This is a genomic window from Streptomyces rectiviolaceus (assembly GCF_039533825.1).
GTDB lineage: Bacteria > Actinomycetota > Actinomycetes > Streptomycetales > Streptomycetaceae > Streptomyces > Streptomyces rectiviolaceus.
The window spans coordinates 1-22,853 of sequence record NZ_BAAAUG010000104.1; the positions used below are offsets into that span (position 1 = coordinate 1).

General features: G+C 68.9%; 23 protein-coding genes, 1 other RNA gene and 1 pseudogene. 19 read left to right on the forward strand and 6 right to left on the reverse strand.

Translation table 11 applies throughout. The features are described from left to right. The 3 genes and pseudogenes from ABD378_RS27410 to ABD378_RS27420 form a co-directional block, all read left to right on the forward strand. Positions 1-203 (forward strand): annotated as a pseudogene (locus ABD378_RS27410) (serine/threonine protein kinase); the annotation flags it as partial. Positions 204-314: 111 nt separating this feature from the next. After that, positions 315-1,421 (forward strand): peptide chain release factor 2, encoded by a 1,107-nt coding sequence (gene prfB / locus ABD378_RS27415; protein ID WP_344524844.1) that lies wholly within the window; start codon positions 315-317, stop codon positions 1,419-1,421. A 271-nt stretch (positions 1,422-1,692) separates the two neighbouring features. Further along, positions 1,693-2,364 carry an LPXTG cell wall anchor domain-containing protein gene (locus tag ABD378_RS27420; RefSeq protein ID WP_344524846.1) on the forward strand — a complete coding sequence of 224 codons (672 nt, stop codon included), beginning with the start codon at positions 1,693-1,695 and terminating at the stop codon, positions 2,362-2,364. A gap of 141 nt (positions 2,365-2,505) precedes the next feature. Here the strand turns inward: ABD378_RS27420 and ABD378_RS27425 are convergent, their stop codons facing one another. Further along, the gene (locus ABD378_RS27425) at positions 2,506-2,697 is read right to left on the reverse strand and encodes a hypothetical protein (protein ID WP_344524848.1); all 192 of its coding nucleotides are present in this window, start codon (positions 2,695-2,697) and stop codon (positions 2,506-2,508) included. A 240-nt stretch (positions 2,698-2,937) separates the two neighbouring features. Between ABD378_RS27425 and ftsE the strand changes: the two genes are divergently transcribed. From ftsE to dacB, 9 genes are all read left to right on the forward strand, one after another. Beyond that, entirely contained in the window at positions 2,938-3,627 is a 690-nt protein-coding gene (gene ftsE, locus ABD378_RS27430) for a cell division ATP-binding protein FtsE (protein WP_030788113.1), read from the forward strand. Between the two features lie 43 nt (positions 3,628-3,670). Continuing rightward, on the forward strand, positions 3,671-4,582 hold the full coding sequence (gene ftsX, locus ABD378_RS27435) for a permease-like cell division protein FtsX (protein ID WP_344524851.1): 912 nt from the start codon (positions 3,671-3,673) through the stop codon (positions 4,580-4,582). Between the two features lie 88 nt (positions 4,583-4,670). Continuing rightward, positions 4,671-5,333, forward strand: coding sequence for a hypothetical protein (locus ABD378_RS27440; RefSeq protein ID WP_344524853.1), 663 nt, complete (start codon positions 4,671-4,673; stop codon positions 5,331-5,333). Positions 5,334-5,452: 119 nt separating this feature from the next. Continuing rightward, complete coding sequence (locus ABD378_RS27445; RefSeq protein ID WP_344524855.1) at positions 5,453-6,634, forward strand: S41 family peptidase; 1,182 nt, start codon at positions 5,453-5,455, stop codon at positions 6,632-6,634. Between the two features lie 18 nt (positions 6,635-6,652). Continuing rightward, positions 6,653-7,174, forward strand: coding sequence for an SsrA-binding protein SmpB (gene smpB, locus ABD378_RS27450; RefSeq protein ID WP_344524857.1), 522 nt, complete (start codon positions 6,653-6,655; stop codon positions 7,172-7,174). Between the two features lie 149 nt (positions 7,175-7,323). Continuing rightward, positions 7,324-7,712: a transfer-messenger RNA gene (gene ssrA, locus ABD378_RS27455) on the forward strand. A 181-nt stretch (positions 7,713-7,893) separates the two neighbouring features. Further along, positions 7,894-8,166 (forward strand): hypothetical protein, encoded by a 273-nt coding sequence (locus ABD378_RS27460; RefSeq protein ID WP_344524858.1) that lies wholly within the window; start codon positions 7,894-7,896, stop codon positions 8,164-8,166. Beyond that, positions 8,163-8,948, forward strand: coding sequence for a collagen-like domain-containing protein (locus ABD378_RS27465; protein WP_344524859.1), 786 nt, complete (start codon positions 8,163-8,165; stop codon positions 8,946-8,948). The genes ABD378_RS27460 and ABD378_RS27465 overlap by 4 nt, the downstream gene beginning before the upstream one ends. A gap of 126 nt (positions 8,949-9,074) precedes the next feature. After that, positions 9,075-10,667 carry a D-alanyl-D-alanine carboxypeptidase/D-alanyl-D-alanine endopeptidase gene (dacB, locus tag ABD378_RS27470; protein WP_344524861.1) on the forward strand — a complete coding sequence of 531 codons (1,593 nt, stop codon included), beginning with the start codon at positions 9,075-9,077 and terminating at the stop codon, positions 10,665-10,667. Here the strand turns inward: dacB and ABD378_RS27475 are convergent. After that, positions 10,591-11,871 carry an MFS transporter gene (locus ABD378_RS27475; RefSeq protein ID WP_344524863.1) on the reverse strand — a complete coding sequence of 427 codons (1,281 nt, stop codon included), beginning with the start codon at positions 11,869-11,871 and terminating at the stop codon, positions 10,591-10,593. The genes dacB and ABD378_RS27475 overlap by 77 nt on opposite strands. A gap of 83 nt (positions 11,872-11,954) precedes the next feature. On the opposite strand from ABD378_RS27475, the gene ABD378_RS27480 reads away from it, so the two are divergent. The 4 genes from ABD378_RS27480 (at position 11,955) to ABD378_RS27495 (ending at position 17,435) form a co-directional block, all read left to right on the forward strand. Further along, positions 11,955-12,980, forward strand: coding sequence for a LysR family transcriptional regulator (locus tag ABD378_RS27480; RefSeq protein WP_386544907.1), 1,026 nt, complete (start codon positions 11,955-11,957; stop codon positions 12,978-12,980). 230 nt (positions 12,981-13,210) lie between these two features. Continuing rightward, a complete protein-coding gene (locus tag ABD378_RS27485; protein WP_344524865.1) occupies positions 13,211-13,909 on the forward strand; it encodes a hypothetical protein in 699 nt (232 codons plus the stop codon). Beyond that, a complete protein-coding gene (locus tag ABD378_RS27490; protein WP_386544909.1) occupies positions 13,906-16,176 on the forward strand; it encodes a bifunctional polysaccharide deacetylase/glycosyltransferase family 2 protein in 2,271 nt (756 codons plus the stop codon). The genes ABD378_RS27485 and ABD378_RS27490 overlap by 4 nt, the downstream gene beginning before the upstream one ends. Then, the gene (locus ABD378_RS27495; protein ID WP_344524867.1) at positions 16,173-17,435 is read left to right on the forward strand and encodes an acyltransferase family protein; all 1,263 of its coding nucleotides are present in this window, start codon (positions 16,173-16,175) and stop codon (positions 17,433-17,435) included. The genes ABD378_RS27490 and ABD378_RS27495 overlap by 4 nt, the downstream gene beginning before the upstream one ends. Positions 17,436-17,449: 14 nt before the next feature. Here the strand turns inward: ABD378_RS27495 and ABD378_RS27500 are convergent, their stop codons facing one another. Continuing rightward, the gene (locus tag ABD378_RS27500; RefSeq protein ID WP_344524869.1) at positions 17,450-18,097 is read right to left on the reverse strand and encodes an NAD(P)-dependent oxidoreductase; all 648 of its coding nucleotides are present in this window, start codon (positions 18,095-18,097) and stop codon (positions 17,450-17,452) included. Positions 18,098-18,149: 52 nt separating this feature from the next. Further along, positions 18,150-19,100 carry an EamA family transporter gene (locus ABD378_RS27505; protein WP_344524871.1) on the reverse strand — a complete coding sequence of 317 codons (951 nt, stop codon included), beginning with the start codon at positions 19,098-19,100 and terminating at the stop codon, positions 18,150-18,152. A 137-nt stretch (positions 19,101-19,237) separates the two neighbouring features. On the opposite strand from ABD378_RS27505, the gene ABD378_RS27510 reads away from it, so the two are divergent. From ABD378_RS27510 to ABD378_RS27520, 3 genes are all read left to right on the forward strand, one after another. After that, positions 19,238-19,801: a MarR family winged helix-turn-helix transcriptional regulator gene (locus ABD378_RS27510; protein WP_344524873.1), complete on the forward strand. Its 564-nt coding sequence runs from the start codon at positions 19,238-19,240 to the stop codon at positions 19,799-19,801. A gap of 266 nt (positions 19,802-20,067) precedes the next feature. Continuing rightward, entirely contained in the window at positions 20,068-20,724 is a 657-nt protein-coding gene (locus ABD378_RS27515) for a hypothetical protein (RefSeq protein WP_344524875.1), read from the forward strand. A 35-nt stretch (positions 20,725-20,759) separates the two neighbouring features. Then, entirely contained in the window at positions 20,760-21,752 is a 993-nt protein-coding gene (locus ABD378_RS27520) for a hypothetical protein (RefSeq protein ID WP_344524877.1), read from the forward strand. Between the two features lie 124 nt (positions 21,753-21,876). Here ABD378_RS27520 and ABD378_RS27525 read toward each other — a convergent pair whose 3' ends face one another. Together ABD378_RS27525 and ABD378_RS27530 are read right to left on the reverse strand one after the other, a co-directional pair. Continuing rightward, positions 21,877-22,524 carry a hypothetical protein gene (locus ABD378_RS27525; RefSeq protein ID WP_344524879.1) on the reverse strand — a complete coding sequence of 216 codons (648 nt, stop codon included), beginning with the start codon at positions 22,522-22,524 and terminating at the stop codon, positions 21,877-21,879. Between the two features lie 128 nt (positions 22,525-22,652). After that, positions 22,653-22,850 carry a DUF397 domain-containing protein gene (locus ABD378_RS27530; protein ID WP_344524881.1) on the reverse strand — a complete coding sequence of 66 codons (198 nt, stop codon included), beginning with the start codon at positions 22,848-22,850 and terminating at the stop codon, positions 22,653-22,655. Positions 22,851-22,853: the final 3 nt, after the last annotated feature.

A 22,853-nucleotide genomic window follows, 5' to 3' on the forward strand; every position in this document is an offset into this window, starting at 1 on the left:
CCCGCGCCCCCCGCGCTTCCGGAGCGGCCCGCCCCGGCTCGGCCCGCCACCGCGCGTCGGCCCGCCGCCGCAGGATCACGCTCGGCGTGGCGGGAGCGGTTCTGGTGGCGGCGGCAGGCATCGGCACCTGGGCAGCCACAAGCGGTGACGACGCGGACGCAACCCCCCAGGACACAAAGAACTCCTCCCCTACGACGCCATAACCCTGCGACCCGGCCCCTGCCCCAGCGGTGGGGGCGCCGCGGGCCGGGCGGTGACCATGGCCCCGCAGCCGTGGGGAAAGACCCCTTGCGCTCAGCCGTTAGGCTGGACCCGTGGCAGTCGTCGATGTATCCGAAGAGCTCAAGTCCCTCTCCTCGACCATGGAGTCGATCGAGGCCGTCCTGGACCTCGACAAGCTGAGGGCAGACATCGCCGTGCTCGAGGAGCAGGCGGCCGCGCCGTCCCTGTGGGACGACCCGGAAGCGGCACAGAAGATCACCAGCAAGCTGAGTCACCTCCAGGCAGAGGTGCGGAAGGCCGAGGCCCTGCGCGGGCGTATCGACGATCTCAGCGTGCTCTTCGAGATGGCCGAGGAGGAGGACGACTCGGACACCCGCGCCGAGGCCGAGACCGAGCTCACGGCCGTCAAGAAGGCGCTGGACGAGCTCGAGGTCCGCACCCTCCTCTCCGGTGAGTACGACGCCCGTGAGGCGCTCGTCACCATCCGCGCGGAGGCCGGCGGCGTGGACGCCTCCGACTTCGCCGAGAAGCTCCAGCGCATGTACCTGCGCTGGGCCGAGCGCCACGGCTACAAGACGGAGCTCTACGAGACGTCGTACGCGGAAGAGGCCGGCATCAAGTCGACCACCTTCGCCGTCCAGGTCCCGTACGCCTACGGGACGCTCTCGGTCGAGCAGGGCACGCACCGTCTCGTCCGTATCTCGCCCTTCGACAACCAGGGGCGCCGCCAGACCTCCTTCGCGGGCGTCGAGATCCTTCCGGTCGTCGAGAAGACCGACCACATCGAGATCGACGAGTCCGAGCTCCGCATCGACGTGTACCGCTCATCGGGCCCCGGCGGCCAGGGCGTGAACACGACCGACTCCGCGGTCCGCCTGACGCACCTGCCGACCGGCATCGTCGTCTCCTGTCAGAACGAGCGCTCGCAGATCCAGAACAAGGCGAGCGCGATGAACGTCCTCCAGGCCAAGCTCCTCGAGCGCCGCCGCCAGGAGGAGCAGGCGAAGATGAACGCCCTCAAGGGAGACGGCGGCAACTCCTGGGGCAACCAGATGCGTTCGTACGTCCTGCACCCGTACCAAATGGTCAAGGACCTGCGCACGGAGTTCGAAGTGGGCAACCCCGAGTCCGTGTTCAACGGTGAGATCGACGGTTTCCTCGAAGCCGGAATTCGCTGGCGCAAGCAGCAGGAGAAGTAAGCGCCGCTTTATCGACAAGGCAACTGCCGCCCATGAGGCGGCAGTTGCCTTTTACGTCACAGTCACATCTCCGTAGGCCGGTCAACTGCTGCTATTTCAGACATCGCACGCGCAACGACCTTGACGTGTCTGGGGAAACTGGAAAGGCTAGCGAGCGGCATGCGTATCTCTGGGGCGCGTGTGATCTGTGGGGGCGGATTCAGCGCTCCTGACGAAACGCAGTCCCGGGCGCTGCCTCACTGACGATTCAGCTACTGGGGGTAGCAGCCAGATGACCAAGAAGACGCGGATCCGCGTAGCGCGAATAGCGGCCGGCGCGGTGATCGCCGCCGGCGCTTCGCTGACCGCCGCCGGTGCCGCCTCGGCCCTTGATGTCGGCGTCGACCTCGGCGGCGGTGTGGGCGCCAGCGCCAGCGCCGACGAGAACGGCATCGGTGTCGACGTCGGTCTGGGTGAGGACGACGACGAGCCCACCGACGGGCCCACCGAGCCCACGGCGATTCCGACGGAGCCCACCGAGGAGCCCACGGAGCCGACCGAGGAGCCCACCGAGCCCACGGAGGAGCCGACCGAGCCCACCGAGGAGCCCACGGAGCCGACCGAGGACCCGACGGAGCCCACCGAGGACCCGACGGACCCCTCGGACCCGGGTACGCCCACCGAGGACCCGAGCGACCCCGGTAACGGCAGCGGCACCGGTGGCAACGACAACGACCCCGACGGCGGCTCCAACCCCGTCGAGCAGGGCAAGGGCAAGGACAGCCTGACCGACACGGGTTCCACCCCGGTCGAGCAGGGTGACAAGGCCGACAAGGGCGAGCTCGCCGAGACGGGTGCCGCCGAGACCACGTTCCTGCTGATCGGCGCCGCGACGATGATCGCCGGCGGTATCGGCTTCCGCATCCTGCCGCGCTTCGTCGGTAACCGCGGCGCCGCTGCCTGATAAAGGGCAAGGGCATCGCGTACGAGAGCGTATGCGGCGCATGACATGACAGAAGGGCCCGGAGCAGCCAGCTCCGGGCCCTTCTGGTGTCCCTGGCGCGCTTCTGCGCTTTCTGGTGTCCTGGCGCGTGCCCTGGGCGCTCTAAGCGGTCTGGTGCGCCAGCAGGGCCACCGCCGCGATCAGCACGACGAGCACCCCTATCAGGGCCGCGGGGCTGAGACCGCCGAACGGTCCCTCCTGCTGCATGCGCTCGCGGCTGGCCCGGCATACGGGGCAGCGGCCCTCACTCACGGGCCCCGCGCAGTTCGCGCACACCAACCTGTCATGGGTCATGCGCTTCTCCTCCCGCACAGTTACAGCCTGCCCAACGCTGGAGGGAACCCAACCGTTCCCCCTACCACTGTGCCAGCTTCCACGAATTTCGGCGCGGCCCGCCCGTCCTCGCCGGTTTCAGACTGTTACGTTCCGTGGTATATCCGCGACAATTCGCGCAACTCAGGACGCTGACTGCGCTCGCGTACCGGCTTCGCGTATGGTCACGCTCACCTACCCCCGGCGACCCGTGGTGCATCCGTGATCCGATTCGACAACGTCTCCAAGGCCTACCCCAAGCAGACCCGGCCCGCCCTCCGGGATGTCTCTCTGGAGATCGAGAAGGGCGAGTTCGTCTTCCTGGTGGGCTCCTCCGGCTCCGGAAAGTCCACCTTCCTGCGTCTCGTCCTGCGCGAAGAGCGCACCAGCCACGGCCAGGTGCACGTCCTCGGCAAGGACCTCGCCCGCCTCTCCAACTTCAAGGTGCCGCACATGCGGCGCCAGTTGGGCACCGTCTTCCAGGACTTCCGTCTCCTTCCGAACAAGACCGTCGGCGAGAACGTCGCCTTCGCGCAGGAAGTCATCGGCAAGTCCCGCGGCGAGATCCGCAAGTCCGTGCCCCAGGTCCTCGACCTCGTCGGTCTCGGCGGCAAGGAGGACCGGATGCCCGGTGAACTCTCCGGTGGTGAGCAGCAGCGAGTGGCGATCGCGCGAGCCTTCGTCAACCGCCCGAAGCTCCTGATCGCCGACGAGCCGACCGGCAACCTCGACCCGCAGACCTCGGTCGGCATCATGAAGCTGCTCGACCGGATCAACCGGACCGGCACGACCGTCGTCATGGCTACCCACGACCAGCAGATCGTGGACCAGATGCGCAAGCGGGTCATTGAGCTGGAGAAGGGCCGTCTCGTCCGCGACCAGTCGCGCGGCGTCTACGGCTACCAGCACTGAAGACCCGTACTGATCCACTGCACTGATCCACTGAAAGGGAGCCATGCGCGCCCAGTTCGTCCTGTCGGAGATCGGCGTCGGTCTCCGCCGCAATCTCACGATGACCTTCGCGGTCATCGTCTCCGTAGCGCTCTCACTCGCACTCTTCGGGGCCTCGCTCCTCATGAGCGACCAGGTGAGCACGATGAAGGGCTTCTGGTACGACAAGGTCAACGTCTCGATTTTCCTGTGCAACAAGGGGGACGCGGAGCAGGACCCCGGATGCACCAAGGGCGCCGTCACGAACGAGCAGAAGGAACAGATCCGCACGGATCTGAAGAAGATGCCCGTCGTCGACACGGTCCTGTACGAGACGGCCGACCAGGCGTACAAGCACTACAAGGAGCAGTTCGGCGACTCCCCGCTGTCCAGCTCCCTCACGCCGGACCAGATGCAGGAGTCGTTCCGGGTCAAGCTCAAGAACCCGGAGAAGTACCAGGTGGTCAACACCGCGTTCAGCGGGCGGCCCGGCGTGCAGAGCGTGACGGACCAACGCAGCGTCCTGGACAACCTCTTCAACCTGCTCAACGGCATGCGGTACGCGGCGCTCGGCGTCATGGGGCTCATGCTGGTCGTCGCCCTGATGCTGATCGTCAACACGGTGCGCGTCTCGGCCTTCAGCCGGCGCCGCGAGACCGGCATCATGCGCCTGGTCGGGGCGTCCAGCTTCTACATTCAGGTGCCCTTCGTCATGGAGGCCGCCATCGCCGGTCTGATCGGCGGCGGTTTCGCCTGTGTGCTGCTGGTCGCAGGCAAGTACTTCCTCATCAACAACTGGCTCGTCGGCAAGATCGACATGGTCAACTTCATCGGCTGGGACGCGGTCCTTGGCAAGTTGCCGCTGGTGTTGACGGTCAGCTTCCTCATGCCCGCCTTCGCCGGCTTCTTCGCCCTGCGCAAGTACCTGAAGGTCTGACCCGGTTTGACGCGATGACCCCTCCTGGACCAAGATCAATTTGCCTTTGACCAGGGCTTATTGACAAGGAAAACGGGAGGGTTCCGTCGTGCGTATACGACGTTTTGAAGGTGGCCGCACGGCCAACGGGGCGCGGGGAGTCCGGGCGGCGGTGCTCGGCGCGGTGCTGTCCGCCGCCGTGCTGGCCTCGGGGGTGCCCGCACAGGCCGCGGTCGCGGAGACCGGGCAGTCCGTGCGCGCCGCCGAGGTGGCGGCCGAGCAGCGGCCCGCGCAGCCGGCGGCCGAGCGGGGAGCGCAGGCGCGGGCTGCGCGTGGCGGCCAATACGGCTATCACTACGAGTACTTCGTCTCCCGGCGCACCGCGACCGCCCAGGTGTCGTTCCGCAAGATGAACCGGATCATGAACTCGGTCTTCCCGATTCCGGGTATGCCGAAGACGGTCAAGAAGGGGCAGAAGATCTGCCTCAAGGGCGGCGGCCGCTGCAATCCGGTGCGTGTGACGAAGGTGGGCAAGACGTACTTCCGTCTGAAGTCCCTCCCCGGTCACCTGGAGGGCGCCGGCAAGGTCATCACCTTCACGCTGAAGAAGAAGAGCGGCGGCAGGCTCTACCTGGACGTGCGCGCCAAGGGGCCGAAGACCGCGTGGCAGCGGCACCCGCTGGGCGGCGGCGCGAACAAGCTGTTCGCCAAGGGCATGTGGGGGATGTACGCGACCAACCTCAGCAGTGCCGCTCAGTACAACCTGATCTGACGAGCGGCAGGCCTGTGCCTCGTGGAGCGGGGCGCGGGCCTTGAGGCCTGAGACGTACCGAGGGCGCTGTACGGTTCAACCGACCGTACGGCGCCCTTCGTTGTCCTAGACTCACCGGCATGTCAGGCCCCGACCGGTTCTGCGACCGGCTCTCCCGGCCCCGCCGTATCCGCCGCGGGGCGACCCTGACGTTGGTGTTCGCGAGCGTGCTCGCCACCGGTGCGGCCACCGGATCCTGGAGCGAGGAGACCGGTGAGGGCCGGAAGTCGCCTGCTCCGTCCACCCGTTCCGTCGCCTCGTCCGGTGACACCGCCGACGAGGCGGCCGATGCCGCGACCGAGGCGATGGCCGACGGCAAGTCCGGCAAGAAGGCCGCGGAGGACGCCGTCAGCCGCAGCGGTGACCGCTGGGGGTCGGTGTACTCACCCGGGGAGTACCAGGAGTTCGAGCAGGCCCTCGACGGCGCGTACACCGGCGTCGGCCTCTGGGCCAGGCGCGCGGCCGACGGGCACATCGAGGTGTCCCGGGTCCAGCGCGGCGGCCCCGCGGGGCAGGCCGGCATCCGGGAGGGCGATCAGCTCAGGAGCATCGACGGCAAGCGCGTGGCGGGGCTCCCCGTCACCGAGGTCGTGTCCCTGCTGCGCGGTGCCCGCGCGGGCACCCCGGTCGAGCTCGGCCTGGAGCGGGGCACGCGCGCGTGGAGCGAGACGCTGCACCGGGCCCGCCTCTCCACGGACTCCGTCGCCGTCACGCAGCTCGCGGGCGGCGCCGTCATGATCAAGGTCGAGTCCTTCACCAAGGGTTCGGGCGAGCGCGTACGCGACGCGGTGCGCGACGCCCCCGAGGGCGCCGGGATCCTGCTCGACCTGCGCGGCAACTCCGGGGGCCTGGTGACGGAGGCGGTCACCGCCGCGTCGGGGCTCGTCGACGGAGGCCTGGTGGCGACGTACGACGTACGCGGCCGGCAGAAGGCCCTGCACGCCGAGCGCGGCGGCGACACCGACAGACCCGTGGTCGCGCTGGTCGACGGCGGCACGATGAGCGCGGCCGAGCTGCTCACCGGAGCCCTGCAGGACCGCGGCCGCGCGGTCGTGGTGGGCTCACGGACCTTCGGCAAGGGCTCGGTCCAGATGCCGAGCCGGCTGCCCGACGGTTCGGTCGCCGAGCTGACGGTCGGGCATTACCGCACTCCTTCGGGGCAGGCGGTCGACGGGCGGGGCATCATGCCGGACCTGGAGGTCGAGGACGGCGCCGAGACGAGGGCCGAGACAGTATTGACTGGCCTCGGACCCCCCTCGTAGTGCGAAAATGGCCTGACTATGGCTAAGGAAAAGGTAAAGCGCAAGGCGGCGAAGGCCGCTGAGAAGGCACCCACCCGGAAGATGATCGCGCAGAACAAGAAGGCGCGACACGACTACCACATCATCGACACGTACGAGTGCGGCCTCGTCCTGATGGGCACCGAGGTCAAGTCGCTGCGGATGGGCAGGGCCTCCCTGGTGGACGGCTTCGTGCACATCGACGGCGGCGAGGCCTGGCTGCACAACATCCACGTCCCTGAGTACGTACAGGGCACCTGGACCAACCACTCCGCCACGCGGAAGCGCAAGCTCCTGCTGCACCGCGCGGAGATCGACAAGCTGGAGTCCAAGTCGCAGGAGACGGGTCACACGATCGTGCCCCTGGCCCTGTACTTCCAGGACAGCCGGGTCAAGGTCGAGATCGCGCTCGCCAAGGGCAAGAAGGAGTACGACAAGCGCCAGACGCTCAAGGAGAAGCAGGATCTGCGCGAGACGAACCGCGCGGTCGAGGCGGCCAAGCGGCGTCAGCGCAGCGCCTGACCCACGGGTCTGCATGGGGCGGCGTGGGTCTGAGTGGGTCTGCGTGGGTCCTGGCGGGCCGCGCGGGAATTGGCTGGCCCCGTCGTGCGTTGGTCAAGTACGATGGGCACTGCACCTCACAGCGGGTGCGCGTTTTGAAAAAACAACATGGGGATGATCGGTTTCGACAGCGGATGTCGAAGCAGGGGAAGCGAGCCGAGGAAGCGGCAATGATCTCGTAAACCATATGTCGCAACCAATAATCGCCAATTCCAAGAGCGATTCCCAGTCCTTCGCCCTCGCTGCCTAATAAGCAGTGAGTGAAGGACCCTTAATGGGTGTCAGCCCGGGGGTGTTCCCGACCCGGACCCTGGCATAATCTAGGGAACTAAACCATCGAGCCCGGTCACGGGGTTCGATGGGAAATCAAACAGTGACTGGGCCCGTCGGAGACATGTTCGCGAGATCTCCGGGGCCGAGAAAAGCGTAGCGAACTGCGCTCGGAGAAGCCCTCCTTCTGCACCGTTGGACGCGGGTTCGATTCCCGCCATCTCCACAATTCCCATGTGAGGTTAAAGCCTCCTGGCCAGCGGCCAGGGGGCTTTTTCCGTGCGTGGGGCACGGAACCGTGGGGGCACATCCTCTCGGCATGTGACTCGTTACTGCATCCGAGTACAAGGTTCCCGACGGCCGGGCGGAACAGCGGCCCGGCCGAGTACGTAAGTGCAGGAGGCAGTCGCTTGGATGCCACCGTCACTCTCATAGGTTCCCTTCTCGCCAGCCTCGGGGTTCTGGGCGCGGCAGTGGCGGCCTATCTGGGCAAGCGCGGTGAGAACGCGCTCACCGGTTACTCCAGCCTCACGGAGAAGCTGCAGACCGAGCGTGACCGGCTGGAGCGCCAGGTCGCCGAACGCGACACGAAACTCGCCGAGTTAAACGCTCTGCACATCCATGACCAGAGCGAGATCGCCCGGCTGCTCATCGACAATCAACGGCTCGGAGGCACTCCGTGATCCAGCTCGAGCGTCTCCTGGCCCGCCGTTGGCGCAGTGTGTTCCTCATCTGTGTGCTGGTCGCGCTCTGCGGTGCCGCGGCGCTCCTCTGGGCCCGCATCGACGCCGGTGACCGCCGTGCCGACGGGCTCGCCACCGAGGCGGACCGGCGCGGCGAGGCCGTGTCCACCCTGGCCAGAGACGTACGTACCCTGCGCGCGCAGGTCCGCTCCCACGGGGACACCCCAGCGGCGCCGGACCCCTCCGACGCCGTCGACGACCTCCTGTCCCGGGAGCGGGCGCCAGGGGCCCCGGGCACCCAGGGGGAGGACGGGAAGCAGGGCGAGAAGGGGACGCCGGGGTTTGGCGGCCGGGACGGGGACCAGGGCGATGCGGGAGAGCCGGGGGAGCCGGGAGCGTCCGGCGATGCGGGCCCGACGGGGCCCGCGGGCTCGGACGGTGCGAACGGCGACCAGGGCCCGGAAGGACCGTCCGGAGCGGCGGGACCACCAGGTGCCGACGGATCCGACGGCTCCCGTGGCTCCGACGGCGCGGGCGGCGCCTCGGGCCCCGAAGGTCCCACGGGGCCCGCAGGACCGCGCGGCGAGCGGGGCCCCAAGGGCGAGACGGGAGACACCGGCCCCAACTGCCCCGACGGCTATAGCCTCCGGCAACCCCCCGGTGATCCCGACGCCTTGGTCTGCCGACGCGACGGCATGACGCCCGCCGACCCCGCACCCGCCCTCCTGCTCCTTGCCGCCCTGCTGCCCCGCTGCCGCCGCGCGCCCGACGCACCGGGCTGATGGCGCCCAGCGGCAGCGGACTGACTGCGCGCCCCGCGGCACCACAGGCGGGCGATCCGCCCGGTGGCGTACGTGGCCGGAGTGGGGTCTGTCGCGGGGCGCCGGAGTCAGGGATGCTCCTGGGTCATGAGTAGACCCGTGAGACGCGTCAACGCCCGTATGCGCCACTGGATCTGGCCCGCCGTGCTCGGTGTCGCGGCGGCCACCCTCTCCGTCAGCTCGCCGGCCGGGGCGGACTCCGACCGCAGCGGCCTGCCCGAAGCCATCGACACCATCCTCGGCGATCCCCGCATGGAGGGCGGTGCGGCGAGCGTCGTCGTCGCCGACGCAGCGTCCGGTGACGTGCTCTACCAGCACCTGCCCAGCGGGCGCCTGATGCCCGCCTCCAACACCAAGCTGCTCACATCGACGGCGGCCATGGAGCGGCTCGGCCCCGACCACCGCTTCACCACCGATGTGCTCACCGACGGCAAGCAGCACGGCACCGTCCTCTCCGGCGATCTCTATCTGCGCGGCACTGGAGACCCGACGACGCTGGCCAAGGACTACGACCAACTCGCCGCGAAGATCGCCGAATCGGGCGTCCGGAAGGTCTCGGGGCGCCTGGTCGCCGACGACACCCGCTTCGACGACAAGCGCATCGGCGACACCTGGGCCGGGGACGACGAATTCGCGTACTACGCCGCCCAGATCTCCGCGCTGAGCGTCGCCCCTGACACCGACTACGACACCGGGACGGTCATCGTCGAGGCCACGCCCGGCGCGAAGGCCGGGGACAGGCCGAAGGTGACGGTCACCCCGAAGACGGACTACGTAGAGGTCGACAACAGCGCCAAGACCGTCCCCGCGGGCGGCGAGGACACGCTCACCATCGAGCGGGAGCATGGCACCAACACCATCACGGTGACCGGGACCGTCCCTGTAGGGGGCGGCGCCACCAAGGAGTGGATCACCGTCTGGGAGCCGACCGGATACGCGGCGGCGATCTTCCGGGACGCCTTGAAGGCGCACGGGGTGCGGGTGAGCGGGCCGACCAAGGCCGGACTCGCGACCCCCAAGGGCGCGCGGCAGCTCGCGTCGCACGACTCCATGCCGCTGAAGGAGCTGATGATCCCCTTCATGAAGCTCTCCAACAACATGCACGCGGAGAACCTCACGAAGGCGATGGGGCACGAAGCGACGGGGCGGGCCGGAAGCTGGCCGGACGGGATCGCATCCATCAGCTCCTACTTGAAGACCGCCGGCGTCGATCCCGGCAAGCTGCGCCACGTCGACGGCTCCGGGCTCTCGCGCAAGAACAACGCCCCCGCCGACCAGCTGATCAAGTTGCTCCTGGCCGCCAAGGGCGAGCCCTGGTACGCCGACTGGTACAAGTCCCTTCCGGTGGCCTGCGACCCGGACAAGTTCGTCGGCGGCACGCTGCGCACGCGGATGTGCGGGACTCCCGCGGCCCTCAACGTACGGGCGAAGACGGGGTCGTTGACCGGGGCGTCCGCTCTTTCGGGGTACGTGAAGGACGCGGGCGGGCGTGAGCTGGTGTTCAGCATCATCCTGAACAACTACCTGCCCTCCTCGGTGAAGGCCCTGGAGGACGCGATCGTCGTGACGCTCGCCAAGTCGACCGAGGACAAGGCCGTGCTGGTCAAGCCGCGTTCGCAGCGCGGGGCCGAGCCGGGCGGGGACCTGGAGTGCTCGTGGCGCAAGCCTGCGCGATGCTGAGCAGCAGGGCGCAGCACGCGGCGGCGACCGGGACCGCGTAGCCCCGGGCGCCGCCGAGGTGCTCCACCACCCAGCCGCCGGCCGCGGCGCCGCACGCGATGCCCCCGAGGAGACCGGTGACGGCGAGGGTCATGCCCTCGTTCAACCGGCCCTCGGGGGTGCGCTGTTGGATCAGGGTCATGCCGGTGACCATCGTCGGCGCCGTCGCCATTCCGGCGACAAGGAGAGCCCCGGCGAGCACAAGGAGAGAGCCGGTGAGCGCGGCGGCCAGGAGCGGCAGCGTCATCAGGGCCGCCATCGCGGTGACGCACAGGATGTGGCGGCGGCGCAGGGGCCCGCTCGGCTTGAGCGTGCCGTAGAGGAGGCCCGCCGCGCAGGAACCGGCGGCCTGGAGCGCGAGGATGGCCCCCGCGGCTGCCTTGTGCCCTTGCGCGTCGGCGTAGGCGATCGTCACGACCTCCATCGAGCCGAACACGGCGCCGGTGGCGAGGAAGGCGGCGATCAGCGTGGGCATCCCGCGCGCGTGGAGGGGCGACTTCTCCTTCGTGGCCGTACGTTCCCGGGGCGGCGGTTCCGTCGAGCGCTGGGCGGCGAAGACCAGGACGCCGGTCAGGAGCAGCACGACTCCGATGAGGGTGCCCGCCTCCGGGAAGAGCGCCCCGCACAGGAAGGCGGCGAGGACGGGGCCGAGCATGAAGCACAGCTCGTCCGCGGCCTGTTCGAAGGAGTTGGCGGTGTGCACGGCCCGGTCGTCGCCCTTCAGGAGGTGGGCCCAGCGGGCGCGGGACATGCCGCCGGTGTTGGGGGTCGTGGCCGTCGCGGCGTACGAGGCGAACAGGGTCCAGTCGGGCGCTCCGTAGTGCACGCACAGGAGCAGCGAGAGAGAGCCGAGCGCGGCGACAGCGGTGGCGGGGACGGCGATCCGCGCCTGGCCGTGCCGGTCCACGAGGCGTGCCGTCCAGGGCGCCACGACGGCGGTCGCCGCGAGGCCCGTCGCGGTGACCGCGCCGGCGAGCGCGTACGAACCACGGGCCCCGGCGATCATGATGACGGCGCTCACGCTGAACATCCCCATGGGAAGGCGGGCGATGAGGTTGCCGATGGTGAAGGCGGTGGCTCCGGGTATCTCGAAGAGGCGGGCGTAGGGGTTGCGGCGTCGGGGCGCCTGGGGCTCGGCGGACGGCATGAGTTCGGCGGGCGGCATGGGATCACCCTCACCGGGGCGGCGGTGTGGGGTCCAACACCTTCTGGGGCCCGACTCACGCACTCTCGTTGTAAGTTCCCGGGGTGACAGCAGAACCCCGCATACATCGTGGTCCCGAGGGAGCCCTGCCCCGCGACCTGGAGCCCCGCCTCCTGCGCGCCTTCGTGGCCGTCTCCGAAGAGCTGCACTTCACGCGGGCCGCCGCCAGGATGTACGTCGCCCAGCAGGCGCTCAGCCGTGATGTGCGGCGCCTGGAGCGGGAGTTGGGCGCCGAGCTGTTCGTGCGGACGACACGGCAGGTCACGCCGACGGCCGAGGGCGAGCGGCTGCTGCCGTACGCGCGGCGGGTGCTCGAGGCGCAGGACGACCTGGCGGCCGCGTTCGCGCGCGGCACGGGCCCCGGCGGTGCGGCCCGCCCGCTGCTCGTGGACCTGAACAGCCCGGGGCTCATCTGCGGGCGCATCCTGGAGCGGGCCCGCGAACTCGCCCCGGACTGCGAGCTGATGGCCCGCTTCGAGAGCGGACTCACCGGGGCCGCCGCCGAGATCCTTGCCGGGCGGCTCGACGTCTCCTTCGGGCGGTACGCCGGGCTTGAACCGGCGCTGCGGTCGCGGCTCGCGCAGCAGCCCGTGCGGTACGAGCCGATGGCGGTGCTGCTGCCGCTCGGCCACCCCTTGGCGGAGCTGGACGCGGTGCCGCTCGGGGCGCTCGCCGGGGAGAGCGTGTACGCGGGGGCGGGAAACCCCCGGACGCTGGAGTGGACCGACCTGGCGCATCGCCTTTTCGAGGGACGCGGGATCGAGGTGGCGGCGCCCGCACCCCTGGCCGTGGGCCCCGAGGAGTTCGGGCGGATCATGGCCAAGAATCGCAACCCCGTGCTCGTCGCAGTGGACTTTCCGGCCATGCCCCAGTCGATCCTGCGGCCCCTGATCGACCCCGTACCGCTGTCACCTGTGTCATTGGTGTGGAGAAAGGGGCTCGTGCACCCCGGTGTCGACGCTCTGCGCGCGGCGGCGGCCGAGCTCTCGGCGGCCGAGGGATGGCTGCACAGACCAGCGGGCGGGTGGGTTCCGGCCACAGATGCACTCATCATGATGAGTCTGGACTGACGGATTAGTACGGCTGTCACCGCCGTGCGCTACATTCATGGTCCGGGCGCAGTGTGATAGGGGGGCGCTCGGATCGGGTGGGGGCCCGGTCCGACGGCAAGATGCCCGGAGTCGTGCGCGCCCAAGTCAGGTTATGTGGGGGGTTGTGCGTACGCATGGAGAATTGGCGAGAAGATGCCCTACCGGAACACACCCATGATCCGAACGAGGTCACCGTTCAGATCGACGGGGTGGGGCGACAGCTGGCGGATCTGGCCGCCGAGAGTGACCAGGACGCGCCTGACGGGCCGGTTTTCGTCGATGAGACGGGCCGCCGCAGCCGGAGGTACCGCCGGATAGGCGTGCTCGTCGGCATAGCCTGCGCCATCTACGCGGTGATCATCGTGGGCACCCTGCTCTCGGGCAACTCCAGCGCGCCCTGGCTGCCGATCAACCCCAAGGACGAGAAGCCGGCGAGCAAGGTGGACACACCGGACCGCCCGGCCGACTCCCTCGACCCCTCGGCATCACCCGGCACGACCCCCTCGCCCGGTTCGTCGGAGAGCGGCGCCACCGCTCCCGCGACCGGCGGCGACGGCTCGGCCGACCCCTCGGAGACGGACGACGGCAAGGTCGAGCCCGGCGAGTCACCCGACCCCGACCCCACGGACGACGGCAAGCCCGACCCCGACCCGACGGACGACGGCGGGAACCCCGACCCGACCGACGACCCCACGAAGCCCGACCCGGACCCGGACCCGACCGACGACCCCACCACGCCGGACCCGGACCCGTCGACCGAGACACCGGGCGGTGCGGGCGGAGGCGGCGGCGAAGTCCCCGTGGTGCAGCCCGCCGCCGATCAGCAGTCCCCGCAGAGCGCCCAGGCGGCCGGTTACGTCTCCCCGCAAAGCGCCGGCCAGCAGCCCCTGGAGGGCGCACAGCGATGAACTCCCGCTCCAACCGGGGCCGGTCCGCCGGCCCCCGTAACAGTCACGCCCAGCCCCCGTCCCCTTCCCGGCCCCAGCCCAAGGGCGGCGGCGGCCGACGCCGCGCACAGCCTGCCCGCGGCACCAAGCGGCGCAGGGTCCCCCTGCGCTACCTCCTGCCCCTGCTCGTCCTGGTCGCCCTGATGGCGATGCTCATGCTGCGCGGCTACACGCACAGCGAGATCCTCGCCGACCATCGCGTACGCCCACCCGCGGCCACCGACAAGGTGCCGTCGAAGGTCCTTGACGGGGGCGGCCCGGTCATCGACACCCGCGGCGGCCACGAGGAGACGCTGAGCGTCCCCCGCCACCGCCTCGTCCTGACCTTCGACGACGGCCCGGACCCGGAGTGGACCCCCAAGGTCCTCGACGTACTGAAGAAGCACCACGCGCACGGCGTCTTCTTCGTCACCGGCACGATGGCCTCGCGCTACCCCGACCTCGTCGAGCGCATGGTGAGCGAGGGACACGAGGTCGGCCTGCACACGTTCAACCACCCCGACCTGTCGTACCAGTCCACCAGCCGCATCGACTGGGAGCTCTCGCAGAACCAGCTCGCCCTCGCGGGCGCCGCGGGCATCCGCACCTCCCTCTTCCGCCCCCCGTACTCCTCGTTCTCGGACGCGATGGACAACAAGTCCTGGCCGGTGACGAAGTACATCGGCAGCCGCGGCTACCTCACCGTCGTCAACAACACCGACAGCGAGGACTGGAAGCGCCCCGGCGTCCACGAGATCATCCGCCGCGCCACGCCCAAGCACGGCAAGGGCGCCATCGTCCTGATGCACGACTCCGGAGGCGACCGCTCGCAGACGGTCGCCGCGCTCGACACCTTCCTGCCCGATCTGCAGGACAAGGGCTACCAGTTCACGAATCTCACCGAGGCCCTGGACGCACCCAGCGCGCACGCGCCGGTCACCGGCATAGAACTGTGGAAGGGCAAGGCCTGGGTCTTCCTGGTCGGTGCGTCGGAGAAGATCACCGGCGTACTCGTCGTGGCCCTCGCCGTCATCGGCTTCCTGGTCCTGACGCGCTTCGGTCTGATGCTGCTGCTCTCCGCGGTGCACGCGCGCAAGGTGCGCAGGCGGGGCTTCCGCTGGGGCCCGGACATCACCGAACCGGTGTCGGTCCTCGTCCCCGCCTACAACGAGGCCAAGTGCATCGAGGCCACGGTCCGTTCGCTCATGTCGAGCGACCACCCCATCGAGATCATCGTCATCGACGACGGCTCCTCGGACGGCACCGCGCTGATCGTCGAGGGGCTTCGCCTGCCGAACGTACGCGTCGTACGCCAGCAGAACGCGGGCAAACCGGCCGCCCTCAACCGCGGTATAGCCAACGCCCGTTACGACCTCATCGTGATGATGGACGGTGACACGGTCTTCGAGCAGTCCACCGTGCGCGAGCTGGTGCAGCCGTTCGGCGACCCGCGCGTGGGCGCCGTCGCGGGCAACGCGAAGGTCGGCAACAGGGACTCGCTGATCGGCGCCTGGCAGCACATCGAGTACGTGATGGGCTTCAACCTCGACCGCCGGATGTACGACATGCTCGGCTGCATGCCGACCATCCCCGGCGCCGTGGGGGCCTTCCGGCGCTCGGCACTTGAGCGGGTCGGCGGCATGAGCGACGACACGCTCGCCGAGGACACCGACATCACGATGGCGATGCACCGGGACGGCTGGCGCGTCGTGTACGCGGAGAAGGCGCGCGCGTGGACCGAGGCGCCGGAGACGGTGCAGCAGCTGTGGTCGCAGCGCTACCGCTGGTCGTACGGCACGATGCAGGCGATCTGGAAGCACCGCCGCTCGGTGATCGAGTCGGGTCCGTCAGGCCGCTTCGGCCGGGTGGGCATGCCGCTGGTGTCCCTCTTCATGGTCCTGGCGCCGCTCCTGGCCCCCCTGATCGACGTATTCCTTCTCTACGGCCTGGTCTTCGGCCCCACCCAGAAGACGATCATCGCGTGGCTCGGCGTGCTCGCCGTCCAGGCGGTGTGCGCGGCGTACGCCTTCCGCCTCGACCGCGAGCGCATGACCCATCTGATCTCGCTGCCCCTCCAGCAGATCCTCTACCGGCAGCTGATGTACGTCGTGCTGCTGCAGTCCTGGATCACCGCCCTGACCGGAGGCCGCCTTCGCTGGCAGAAGCTCCGGCGCACGGGGGTACTGGGGTCGCCGCCCTCGATTCCGCAGCAGCGGACGGGCAGCCCTGACCGGAGGCCCGTCGCATGACCCATCCCACGCAGCCGCTGCCGCAGGTGCCGGCGCCTTACGCTCCCGTGCCCCCCGCCCCGGCGGCTCCGGCTCCCCCCAAGAAGCCGGGCCGCGACCGCTACTTCGACGTGCTGCGCTCGCTGGCCCTGGTCCGCGTCGTCATCTACCACCTGTTCGGCTGGGCCTGGCTGACGATCCTCTTCCCGTCCATGGGCGTGATGTTCGCGCTGGCGGGCGCGCTGATGGCGCGCTCCCTGAAGCGCCCGGCCTGGGGCGTGATCAGAGGCCGAATACGCCGACTGCTGCCCCCCATGTGGGCGTTCAGCGCGGTGGCACTCTTCCTGCTGTTCTACGGCGGCTGGAATGTGAGCAAGGACCCGGACCACGGGGACACGTGGGGCCTGGTCAGCATGGTCAACTACGTCTTCCCGATCGGCGCCCCGCCCTTCCCCTGGCACATCGGGGACAAGGCGGGCCTCCTGGAGGACACCTGGCCCGCCCAGGCCGCGGGCCCTCTCTGGTACATCCGGGCGTACCTCTGGTTCGTGATCGCGTCGCCGCTGCTGCTGTGGGCGTTCCGCAGGGTCCCGTGGGCGACGCTGTTCGCACCCCTGGCCCTGACGGCGGTGCTCGCCACGGAGATCGTCAAGATCCCCGGCGAGACGGGCAACGCGGTCTCGGACTTCGCGGTGTACGGCAGCTGCTGGGTCCTCGGCATGGCTCACCAGGAGGGCGTACTCGCCCGCGTGCCCCGCTACATGGCGGTGTCGGCCTCGGTCCTGATCATGGCCTTCGGCCTGTGGTGGGCCTCGGGCCATCTGGGCCCGGACGGCTGGGACCTGAACGACATCCCCCTCGCCCAGGCGGCGTGGTCCTTCGGTTTCGTCGTCATCCTCTTCCAGTACTCCCCGTCGTGGCAGGAGCTGCCGGGCCGCCTGAAGCGCTGGGACAAGCTCATCACCCTCTCCAACAACCGAGCGGTGACGATCTATCTCTGGCACAACCTCCTGATCATGGCCACGGTGCCGATCATCGACATGGCGTACGACCTGCCGTTCATGCAGGACGAGCGCTGGAGCTCCGCGCTGGACTCGACGTACATGCTGTGGATGACGGTCCTGGTCTGGCCGTTGATCGGCCTGATGGTGATGGCCGTGGGCTGGATCGAGGACTTCGCGGCGAAGCGGAGCCCGAGGCTGTGGCCGAACGGGGCGAAGCCTTCCAAGGCACCGAAGGGCAGGCGGGCGGCTTCGCGGGGCGGTTCGCACCGGGGCTGAGGTTCCGTGGGCCTTCAGTACCCGACGGTGAAGCGGGTGCGGTGGTGCTTGGGGCGTTCGGCCTCGTCCAGGAGGGCCACCGCCAGGTCCTCCATGGAGATGGCGGACTTCCCCTCGGCGTCGACGATCAACTCGTCGGCGCCGAGCCGGTAGGCGCCGGTGCGAACGCCGGGCTCGAGCAGGGCGGACGGGCTCACGTACGTCCAGTCGACCGAGGTGTCGGCGGTGCGGACGGCGTCGAACTGGGCGTTGGAGGCCAGGGCGATGTGCCGCCAGGCGGTGGGGACGTAGGTGGGGTCATCGATGGCGAGGACGCCTTCCTTGCCCGGCACGGTCAGGCTTCCCGCCCCGCCGACAATGAGCAGGCGTACGCCATTGATGCGGGCGAGTCCGGCGAGCAAGGCCCGGCTGATGGCGGCGTGTTCGGCCTCGCGGCCGGGGGCGGGTCTGGTGGCGTTCACCACGAGGTCCTGCCCGGCGCTCAACTCGGCGACGTGCTCGGGGACTCCGGCGTCACCGGTGCGGTGGGTGGCGGCGGGGTGCAGGGTAGGGAAGCGGGCGGGGTCGCGGACGACGGCGGTGACTTCGTGGCCGCGGGTGAGGGCTTCGGTGACGACGCGGCTGCCGACGTTTCCGGCTGCGCCGAAGACGGTGATGCGCATGCGAGTTGCTCCTTGGGGCGGGTCGCGGGTTGATTCAGGAATTCACAGGAATTCAGGAGTGCTTGCGGGCGGTGCGGCGGCCTTGCCCGACGAAGACGCTCGCCAGGACGAGCACGAGACCGCCCACCTGCCAGAGGGTGAGGGTCTGCCCCAGGAGGAGCAGTCCGGCGAGGGTGGCGACGACGGGATTCGTGAGCCCCAGGAACGACACGGACGAGGCGGGCAGCCGCTCGATGCCGCGGAACCAGAGGGCGTACGCGATGGCGGTGCCGATGATGCCGAGGTAGGCGTATCCGGCGAGGTTGGCCCCGGTGAAGTGGTCAGGGAGACCTTCGAAGGTGAGGGCAATGGGGGCCAACACCAGCCCGCCCGGGGTGAGTTGCCACCCGGTGAGGGCGAGCAGGGAGACACCTTCGGGCCGTCCCCAGCGCTTGCTGAGTACGACGGCGAGGGCCATCAGGGTGGTGGCGGCCAGCATGGCCACGATCCCCGCGAGGTCGACGGAGGCGCTGCCGCGCAGGACGAGCAGCCCGACGCCGACGACTCCGACGAGCCCGGCGGCCAAGGTCCGACGCGTGGGCCGCACCTTCAATACCCCGACCCCGAAGCCGGCGACGAGGAGCGGCATGACGGCGCTGACGGTGGAGGCGACGCCGCCGGGGAGGTGGTAGGCGCCGAAGAAGAGGAGCGGGAAGAAAGCCCCGAAGTTGAGCATCCCGAGAACCCCCGCCTTCCACCACCAGTCACCGCTGGGCAGCCGCCGGGTGAGGGCGAGCAGGATGAGCCCGGCGGGCAGCGCGCGCAGAGCTGCGGCGAGCAAGGGGCGGTCCGGGGGCAGGAGTTCGGTGGTGGTGACGTAGGTGGTGCCCCAGGTGGCGGGACCGATGGCGGCGAGGCCCGCGGCGGCGAGGGCGCGGCTTCGGGGTGCGGGGGTGAGCCCGCCTTGGCCGCCGGGACGGTGTGCGCTGCGAGTGACCCTTGCCTGCGGGCTGCTGATGGACATGGTGTACTCCCCCTCGATTCCCCTGAACGCTGTTATTCTCAACGTTGAGATAAATATGAACCCTGGGTCCGCGAACGTCAAGTATCTGAACGTTGAGATATATCTGGCCCCGGGGCCTTGCCGAGAGGAGTGCGGGAATGGCTGCTGACCCTGAGGCGGTGCCGACGGCGACCGTGGCGGACGCCGACGCTGACGCCGACGCCATCGATGAGCTGCGCGCCCAATGGCACCGCGAGCGCCCGGACATGGACGCGACGGGCCTGGACGCGATGGCACTGGTGGGCCGCATCAAACGGGCGGACCACCTGCTGAGTAAGGGAATGAAGCCGATCTTCGCCGAACACGGCCTGGAGTTCCCGGAGTTCGACGTCCTCGCGACGCTGCGGAGGGCGGGTGCCCCCCACGAACTGACGGCGGGCGGTCTCATCAAGACGGCCATGGTGACGTCAGGCGCGATCACCAACCGCCTCGACAAGCTGGAACGCAAGGGCTTCATCGAACGCCACCCCGACCCGTCCGACCGCCGGGCGATCAGGGTCCGCCTGACGGAGGCGGGCCGCGAGCTGGTCGACCGCGCGGTGGTGGATCACGTGGCGAATGAGGAGCGGATGCTGGCCGCTCTGTCCGCTGATGACCGCCGGGCGGTGGATGGGGCGCTGCGGAGGCTGTTGGTTTCCCTGGGGGATACGCACCTGGGCTGAGCCCCGCTTCCGCCCTGTCGCCCTGTCGCCCTGCCTCTCAAGGGGCGCGACGACTTCGCGGATTCAAAGGGCGAAGAGGCGCCATGCTCCGTGCCTGTTGGTGAGTGTCGATCTGCGCTGAGCGATCGATCTGCGCCAATGACAGTGTCGTACGGATGCTATGCCCGCCTATGTCCCACTGGGCGCGAACCTCGACATGACGCCACCCTCCCCTCATCGATAGCTTGGTTCACTCCAGAGAACCCTCGTCTCATCAGGAGCTGACCGTGACTCGCCGACCCGCCCTGCTCGCAGCGACCGCCCTCACTGCTGCCGCAGTCCTCTCGCTCTCTGCTTGCGGAGGGGGCGACGGCGACTCCAAGGAGAACGACAAGATCGCGGGTGCCGAGTCTGGTGAGAAGAGAGAGTCGCCGTCTCCGACAGCGTCCGATGACGGGATCGAGCGGCCGGAGATCAAGCTGCCGAAGGGCGTGAAGAACGTCTTCGAGGGCGGCAAGACGGGGGACGCGAAGAAGGACGCGATCCTTGCGGACAACGAGCGGCGGATCAACTCGATTGATGAGGCGATCACGGTCGATGCCGAGAAGCATCCGGCGCTGAAGTTCTACTCGTCGGGCGATGCGTTGCTGTCGGCGGCGGACTACGTCCAGGGCTTCTACAAGGACGGTAGGAGTTTCGAGGGGACCACTCGGTACTTCAACCGTCAGGTGACGTTCCTCAAGTCGGGCGCTGCGGCGGTGACGTACTGCGTGGACGAGACGAAGTCGTATCCGAAGGACCGGAAGACGGGCAAGGTGGACAAGTCGATTCCGGCGTCGAAGGACGACTACGCCTTCTACAACACGAGGGTGAAGAAGAACGCCAAGGGTGTTTGGCAGACGGATTCCGTCACTTCGACGTCGGGGGCCAAGCAGTGCCTGTGAGGCGCCACGCTGTCTGGCGGTTGCTGGTTCCCCTCATGGCAGTGTCCATGGCGGCAGTGCCGGGTTCTGCATACGCGGCCGGCAAGAACGGCAAGGGCGGTGCTCGCGAGGGCGAGGTCAAGGCAGGCCGACAGGACCAGAACCTCAACGTTCAGACGAAGATTCAGACAACGGTCGAGGGCAGCCCCAAGTCCGCGAAGACGGGGTCCCTCACGCCCGCCAACAGCAACTGGGATCCACCGGCCTGCTGGTACGAGCCCGCCTACTCCCCGAAGCAGATCCAGGCCACGGTCAAGGCGATCCGGCAGATGAAGGTGTTCGGAGTCGGCGACTTCGTGGGCGGCGTGTTCGATACGTACTTCAAGGAGGGGCGCCCCTACAAGAACTACAACCTCGACAAGCAGGGTGAGGGACAGTTCTGGGCGGCGGCCATCAACGAAAAGCGCAAGGACGATCCCGAGGCCAACTCCTGCGACAAGCTGCCCTTCTGGGTGCCCACGGGCGACACCCCCAAGGAACCGCTCGCAGTCTCGCCCAAGATCCTCGCCGAGTACGCCTACGACGAACTCCCCGTGCCCAGCACCGAGATCACGATGGCGCCCGAGGGAACGACGAAGGTCAATCTCCCGACCTGGGCCTGGCTGGACAGGGCGAAGTTCAAGAAGGTCTCCGTCACCGCGAGTATCCCGGGCTCGGGGCTTTCCGCGACGACGACCGCTGAACCCGTGTCCCTCTCGATCGATCCAGGGACAGAGGACGCCGAGACCTACCCCGCCTCCGGGGAATGCCCCATCGAGGACGGCAAGATCGGCGAGCCCCGCGCCAAGGGCACGCCCGCGGACACGCAACCGCCGTGCGGCGTGAAGTACCTGCGGTCCTCGGGCGACGGCTCGTACAACCTCCAGGCGACCCTCACCTGGAAGATCAGCTGGACCAGCACCACGGGCGAGGGCGGTGACCTGCCCGCTGGTGAGTTTGGCGCGGATCAGCAGGTGGCAGTGGAGGAGATCCAGTCCATCAACCGGTGAGTGGTTGGTGAGAGGCGGTAGCAGGAAAGTCGCAGTGGCACACGGCGTGTCACCGCGACTTTCCTGCATTTGGTGGGGGGCGGGAAGAGCGGAGACGGCTGATGCACGGGGCGGGGCAGCGTGCTCACTTACACGCCCCGCCCTCCGACTGGACCATCGTTGTCTTCCAGATGCCCTCGTCGGTCTTGCTCAACTTGGTCCGGTACAGCACCAAGGCGTCATCGGCAGGGGTGTGGGTGATCTTGCCGGTCTTGGTGTCCCTGGTGGACCCCTTGCCCTCGTCGACACAGTAGAAGAGCGTTCCGGAGCCGTCCGGGCTGATACGCGGCTGCGGTTGGAACACGCGGACCTTCCCGATCAGGGTCAGGTCATCGTCCGTGAAGCTTTTGATCCATGTCGTCCCGGTACGCAGGGCGTCACGGGTGTTGTAGAAGGTGAAGGCGTCGTCCTTGGGGTCTTCGTTGATGATCGCGGCGTAGGACGCAAGGAGGCGCTCCTTGCCGTCGTCCATGATGGCCTGCAGCTTCGGGTCGCTGTTCTTCCAGCCCGCGAAGTCGGCCTGGAAGTCCTTGGGCAGCTTGATCTCCGGCCGCTCGGACCCGTCCGGCTTCGCCGAAGCGCCGGCGGAGGCCGAGGTGTCCTTGTCTCCGCCCCCGGCCCCTTTGACCTTGTCGGGCTGGTCATCGTCACTGCCGCCCGAACCGCATCCGGTCAGCAAGAGTGCGGTGCTTGCGGTGATCGCGACCGCAACGGGCAGGAAACGGCGGTTCACTTCTGACTCCTTGGGGCGACGGCTTCTCGGGGGCGACCGGCTGTGCTCAAAGTGCAAAGGCTTTCATGCGGACGAGCCAGCCGGGCCCGCGGGGCGATGGGCGATGGGGGTCGCGAAAAGCCTGGGTGTCAGAGGCGGGGGGTGGCCTTGAGGGTGGTCTTGAGGGTGCGTATTAGGGCGTGGAGGCGGTCGGGGGTGGTCGTGAGGGTGGCGTCGGGTTCGTCGCTTTCGCGGAGGTGGATTGTGCCGTCGGGGGCGGCGGCTATGTAGATGCAGTTCGATGCGTCGCCGCTGTACGTGGACTTCTGCCAGTGAGCTTCGGGCATGGG